We start from the raw sequence: 5253 nt of genomic DNA, 5'->3' as shown, positions 1-5253 counted from the left end.
GACGCACCGGGGGCGAGCGAGGCCGCACCCGGCGGACAGGCCGCCACGAGCGGCCCCCCGGAACCCGAGAACGCCGTCTCGTTCACCGTCACGTCCGTCAGCGTCACGTTCCCGGTGTTCGTCACCAGGAAGCTGTAGTCCACGACCTGCCCGACCGTCGAGACCGTCGTCGGCGACGCCGACTTCACGATGGTGAGCGCGGGCGTCACCGGGACCGGGGTGTTCGTGAAGGTGCAGAGCACCATCGGGCTGTTCTTGTCCTCCACCGTCGCCGGGAACGGCAGGTTGAAGGTGGTCACCCCGCTGCCCGAGGTGATCGGGGCGTTGCCGTTGGCCGTGTCGACGCAGTCGTAGGTGGCGGTGTAGTCGGAGAGGCTTCCGGAGGCCGCCGTCTCGGTGAGGGTGTAGGTGGTGCCGGACAGCGCGATGACCGGGCCGGCCGGGGGCGACTGGACGCCCGTGCTGGTGCCGGTCGTGGTGGCGGTGTTGCCCTGGGTGACGCCACCGCCGGTGATCTCCAGCGTGAACTGGTCGTTGGACGTGGTCGACTCGGCGAAGCGGCCGACGATGTCCTTCTGCAGGGTCAGGGTCGGGTTGGTGGAGCAGGCGCCGAGGTCCACGGAGAGGAAGGCGTTGTTGGTGTACGGCGTGGGACCGGCCGTGACCGCACCGGTGTTCGGGTTGAGCCGCTCCAGGTAGGTGGTGGTCCCCGAGGTGAACTCGATGTAGAGGTTGCCGACGTTGTCGAAGGCCGCCCCGTTGAAGGACCTGTCCGTCGGGTTGTCCAGGGTGCTCAGCGTCGTGCTGGTCAGCGGCACACCGGTGGCCGACCCCGTGGTGGGGATCGGTGCGGAGACCCGGCCGATGGCGGCGTCGGTCCCGACGGAGGAGAGGATGTAGAGGTTGCCGCCCGCGTCGAAGGTGATGTCGCCGTTGGGGCCGGAGGTGCCGGTGACCGGCAGGTCGAACGTGCCGATCACGCCGGGGATCGCGGTGTTGGTGGTGGTGTTGAACCCGTAGAGGGTGGCCACGCCGGGCGTGGTCGCGGTACCGGGCTCGAAGCTGGCGTAGTAGTAGATGCCGTTGACCGGGTTCACCGCGCCGGCGACGAAGGAGTCACTGGTGGGGCCGGCGGATCCGGTGTAGACGGTCCAGGCGCCGGTGGCCGCGTTGTAGCCGTACACGTTCACGGACCCGCTGACGGCCGGCGTCTGGTCGACCACGTAGGCGGCGGTGCCGCCGTCCGTGATGCCGAGGGCGTTCGTGAAGCCGGACCCGGCGGGGAGCGTGCTCACCGTCGTGGCGGTCACGTTGGCGCCGCCGACGGTGCCGGAGGCCAGGGCCAGCAGGGTGCCCGTACCGGCGCCCGAGGAGCCGCGCTGGACGGCGTAGATCGTGTTGCCGCTGCAATCCAAGGGGGGGCCGGGTGCCCGGGGCGCGTGGCCGGCCGGGGCCGTGCCCGCCGGGGGGACGCTCTCGGCGGACGGCACGGACGCTGGGGTGCTCACCGCGGACGACGAGGGGGACGGGGCCTGCGAGGCGTTGCCCTGGACGGGGGCGGCCTTCGCCGAGGCGGCGTCCGGGGCCTGCCACTCCAGCACCACGAGGCCGTCACGTCCGTCACGTCCGTCGCGGTCGCCGGGCTTCACCGGGGCGGCGGGGTGACCGAAGCCGCCGAAGCCCGCCCCGGCGACGTACTGGCGCTCGGTCAGGTGCGACGCCAGGCCCGCCGGAACGTCGCCGCCCCCGGAGCCGACGGCCGTACCGCCCGCGCTCGGGGAGGTGCCGCCGTCGGCCGCCAGCAGGGTGCGGGCCGAGGCGTGCGGCTCGTCGGACAGGACGCTGGAGGCGCCGCCGCCGAGGGCCGTCCGGGCCGCCGGGGAGCTCGGGTCCTCGGAGTGCGCCCGACCGCCCTGGCCGGGCACCACCGTCAGCCGCTGCCCCGGCGTCACGTCCAGCAGAGCCGTCGCGAAGGCGCCGGCGGCACCCGGTCGGCTCCGGTGGTCGGCTCCGGCCGTTCCCGCGGGGCTGTCGGCTTCGGCGGCCGCGCCCGCGCCCCAGGCCTTCGCCCGGACGGAGGTGACACCGGGGGGAACGGTGAAGTCCTGGCCGCCACCGGTGTGGGTGAAGGCGAGGCAGTCGGTGTAGCCCGGGTCGGGCGGGCAGGCCTGGGCGGCGTGCGCGGCGGGGGCGGCCATCAGCGGGACGAGCGACAGTGGTACCAGCGTCAGCACCGCTGCCAGCGCTCCGGACCAGCCGCGCCGCTTCGACGCGGCACGGTTCGACGGACGAGTCGGGACGGTACTGCCCCGCACCCCGAAGGCCGGGACCAGGCCCCGGCGACGTCTGACTTTGGGCATCGAGGACTCTCCAGGGTGTGCACAGGACTCTGGATGACGGAGTGAACACGCCATTGGGCGACGGGACGACTATGCCGTCTCCACCATCCGGGTCGGTCCGGCACGCTGGGGAGGTCATCCCGGCGGCCCACACGAACGGTCCGACCACCGCGCTCGACGCCCGTCGCGCGCCCCCTTCACGGGGTGCGACCGACCGTGACTAACTCGACCCGGGCCAGTGCCACGTCTGTTGACGCATCGTCATATGAACGGACCGCGTCGAGCGGAGTCGGCCCGCACCCGCGCCGGCGAGGGCGGTCCGGCCGGTGAACACCGCCGGACGCGGCGAGGCCGGGGCCGTCCGGGAGCGGCGACTCCCGGACGGCACCGGCCTCACGGTGCGTGAAGGGCTACCAACGGCGGCGCGGCGCCGGTGGGTTAAGCTTGGCGGCGAGCGCCGAGAGGAAGGTCGGGAGCTTGTCGACCATGGCCTTGGGGACCGGGGTGGTCTCGACGCTGCCGGTTCGCACGTCCTCGACGAGCAGCGTGTACGTGCCGTTCTCCTCGACGAGTTCGGCGGCGAAGAGCAGTGTCCTGGTGGAGGTTTCCATCGGGGTTCCTAGGCTTGGGTGTCGTTGAGCCAGGCGGTCCACGCCGCGGTGGCCCGCTGCTCGTCGGCATCCTCGGCGAACAGGTGGTGGCCGAGCCAGATCGGCACGTTCCAGGTGCTGCCGTTGAAGAACCGGTAGAGCGCGTCCGGGCCGCGCAGGCCGACGAAGTCGGGGCTGAGCCAGTCCACGACCACCTCTTCCGGCCCTCCGTCCGTACCGGGGACGTCGAGCCGCAGGCGGTCGCCGACGGCCGCGTCGGCGGCGAGGCCGAGGCGCAGCCGCAGGGCGGCGAAGTCCGCCGGGTCGGCGGTGGGTTCGGGGCGCGGGGCCCTGACGTAGACGGCGGGGCGGCCGGCGAAGTGCCGCAGGTACTCGGCGAGGCCGTGCTGGTAGAAGTCGACGTGCTTCTCGGCCGCGTCCGACTTGGCGTCCCACATCCAGGCCTCGTCGACGACGCCCGTGTGCACCCAGTGGATGCCCATCCGCAGGTGGCTCGTTCCGCCGTCGGCGGGCTCGATGTGGTAGCTGAGCGTGTTGGAGAACCCGCCGTCCTGGGTCGCCCGGACGGCGAACTGCCGCGGCGGCTCCCACGCCACGACGGTGGAGTCGCCCCGGCTGGCCTTCCCGCCGACGCGCGGCTCGACCTCCATCGGATACAGCCAGCCGAGGTTGCCGGCCCCGGTGGCGACCGCGTCCCAGACCTGTTCGGGCGTGGCGGGCAGGTCCTGTTCCCGGCGGACCTCGAACTCTCGGGCCATGGTCGGTACTCCTTCGTCGTCGTTCATGGTCAGTGGTCGTCGTTCATGATCAGTAGGTGACCGGGAGGGCGCTCAGCCGCCGTTGCAGCGGGTTGGGCCGCCAGTCCAGCGCCGCCTCGTCGGCCAGCCGCAGCCCGGGCAGCCGGCGCACCAGCGTGCCGATCGCCACCTCGGCCTGGAGCTTGGCCAGTGGGCCGCCGAGGCAGAAGTGCGGGCCGTGGCCGAAGGTCAGGTGCCGGTTGCCGGGGCGGGTGAGGTCGAGCCGGTCGGGGTCCTCGAAGCGGTCCGGGTCGCGGTTGGCCGCGGCGAGGAACAGGTACGCCAGGTCCCCCTCCCGCAGTGTCCGTCCGCCGATCTCCAGGTCCTCCGCGACGACCCGGACGATCGCCTGGGTCACCGTGTCGTAGCGGGCGAGTTCCTCGACAGCGGTACGGATCAGCGCCGGGTCCGCGCGCAGCCGGGCCAGTTGGTCCGGATGGCGCAGCAGGGCGAGGACGCCGTTGTTGATCAGGTTGGCGGTGGTCTCGTCGCCGGCGGTGATCAGGACGAAGCAGGTGGACAGCAGTTCGGAGTCGGTGAGCCGCTCGTCCTGCGCCTGGGTGGCGACCAGGGCGCTGATCAGGTCGTCGCCCGGCGCGCGCCGGCGCTCCCGGATGAGCCCGGACAGGTACTCCTCGTACTGGTCGATCGCCGCCTCGGACTTGTCGATGTCCTCGGTGAGCCGGCCGAAGCGGCGGAACCAGCTCTTGACCCGCGGCCGGTCCTCCTCCGGGATGCCGAAGAGCTCGCAGACGACGGACATCGGCAGCGGGGCGGCGACGGCCTCGATCAGGTCCATGCTCGACCCGGCCGCGACCGCCTCGTCGACGAGCCGGTCGACGATGCCCTGGATCCTGTCGCGCAGCGCTTCGACGCGCCGGGCGGTGAAGGCCCGGTTGGCCAGCTTGCGCAGCCGGCTGTGGTCCGGCGGGTCGGTGTTGGTCATCACCCGGCCGAGCCGGTCGGTGAGCCGGCTCAGGGCCTTCAGGTCGCCGCCGAGCGCGCTGTAGGCCCGGGTCATCCGGTCGCGGTCGTTGGACAGCCGCAGGTCGCCCAGGGCCGCCTCGATGTCGGCGTACCGGGTGAGGTACCAGATGCCCTGGTCGCTGCGGTGGACGGGGCTCTCCCGCCGCATGCGGGCGTAGAGGGGGTACGGGTCCCGCCGGGCCTCGGGGGTGAGCAGGTCCGCGGCGAAGTCGTGGGACGGGACGGGGTCGTGGGCCGGGGCGAGGCCCGCCGCGGGGCGGGCCTCGTCCGTGGTGTCGGTCGGGTTCACTACGGGCCGCGCTACTTCCGGGTGTCCATGGCGTCGGCGAGGCTCCTGGGCCGCATGTCGGTCCAGGACTTCTCGACGTACTCCAGGCAGGCGGCGTTGGTGTCGGGGCCGTGGACGACGGTCCAGCCCTCGGGGACGTCCGCGAACTGCGGCCAGAGCGAGTGCTGGTTCTCCTCGTTGACGAGCACGAGGAAGGTGCCGTCCTGGTCGTCGAAGGGGTTGGTCATGGG

General features: G+C 72.8%; 4 protein-coding genes and 1 pseudogene. All 5 read right to left on the bottom strand.

Annotation, left to right across the window (positions count from 1 at the left end):
- Positions 1 to 2234 (bottom strand): annotated as a pseudogene (locus AE652_RS01210) (hypothetical protein); the annotation flags it as partial.
- Between the two features lie 515 nt (positions 2235 to 2749).
- Positions 2750 to 2950 (bottom strand): hypothetical protein, encoded by a 201-nt coding sequence (locus AE652_RS01205; RefSeq protein WP_049649157.1) that lies wholly within the window; start codon positions 2948 to 2950, stop codon positions 2750 to 2752.
- 8 nt (positions 2951 to 2958) lie between these two features.
- Entirely contained in the window at positions 2959 to 3708 is a 750-nt protein-coding gene (locus tag AE652_RS01200; RefSeq protein WP_049649156.1) for an SRPBCC domain-containing protein, read from the bottom strand.
- Between the two features lie 49 nt (positions 3709 to 3757).
- Complete coding sequence (locus AE652_RS01195) at positions 3758 to 5023, bottom strand: cytochrome P450 (RefSeq protein WP_234348170.1); 1266 nt, start codon at positions 5021 to 5023, stop codon at positions 3758 to 3760.
- An 11-nt stretch (positions 5024 to 5034) separates the two neighbouring features.
- On the bottom strand, positions 5035 to 5250 hold the full coding sequence (locus AE652_RS01190; RefSeq protein ID WP_049649155.1) for an MbtH family protein: 216 nt from the start codon (positions 5248 to 5250) through the stop codon (positions 5035 to 5037).
- Positions 5251 to 5253 lie beyond the last annotated feature (3 nt).

Origin of the sequence: Kitasatospora sp. MY 5-36, assembly GCF_001182915.1 — a bacterium.
GTDB lineage: Bacteria > Actinomycetota > Actinomycetes > Streptomycetales > Streptomycetaceae > Kitasatospora.
The sequence above is the reverse complement of the archived record's forward strand: the minus strand, read 5'-3'. Positions and strand labels throughout refer to the sequence as shown.

Bases quoted from the DNA above. Each gene is read 5' to 3' on its own strand.
- AE652_RS01200 (WP_049649156.1), bottom strand. From the start codon at position 3,708: ATGGCCCGAGAGTTCGAGGTCCGCCGGGAACAGGACCTGCCCGCCACG.
- AE652_RS01205 (WP_049649157.1), bottom strand. From the start codon at position 2,950: ATGGAAACCTCCACCAGGACACTGCTCTTCGCCGCCGAACTCGTCGAG.
- AE652_RS01190 (WP_049649155.1), bottom strand. From the start codon at position 5,250: ATGACCAACCCCTTCGACGACCAGGACGGCACCTTCCTCGTGCTCGTC.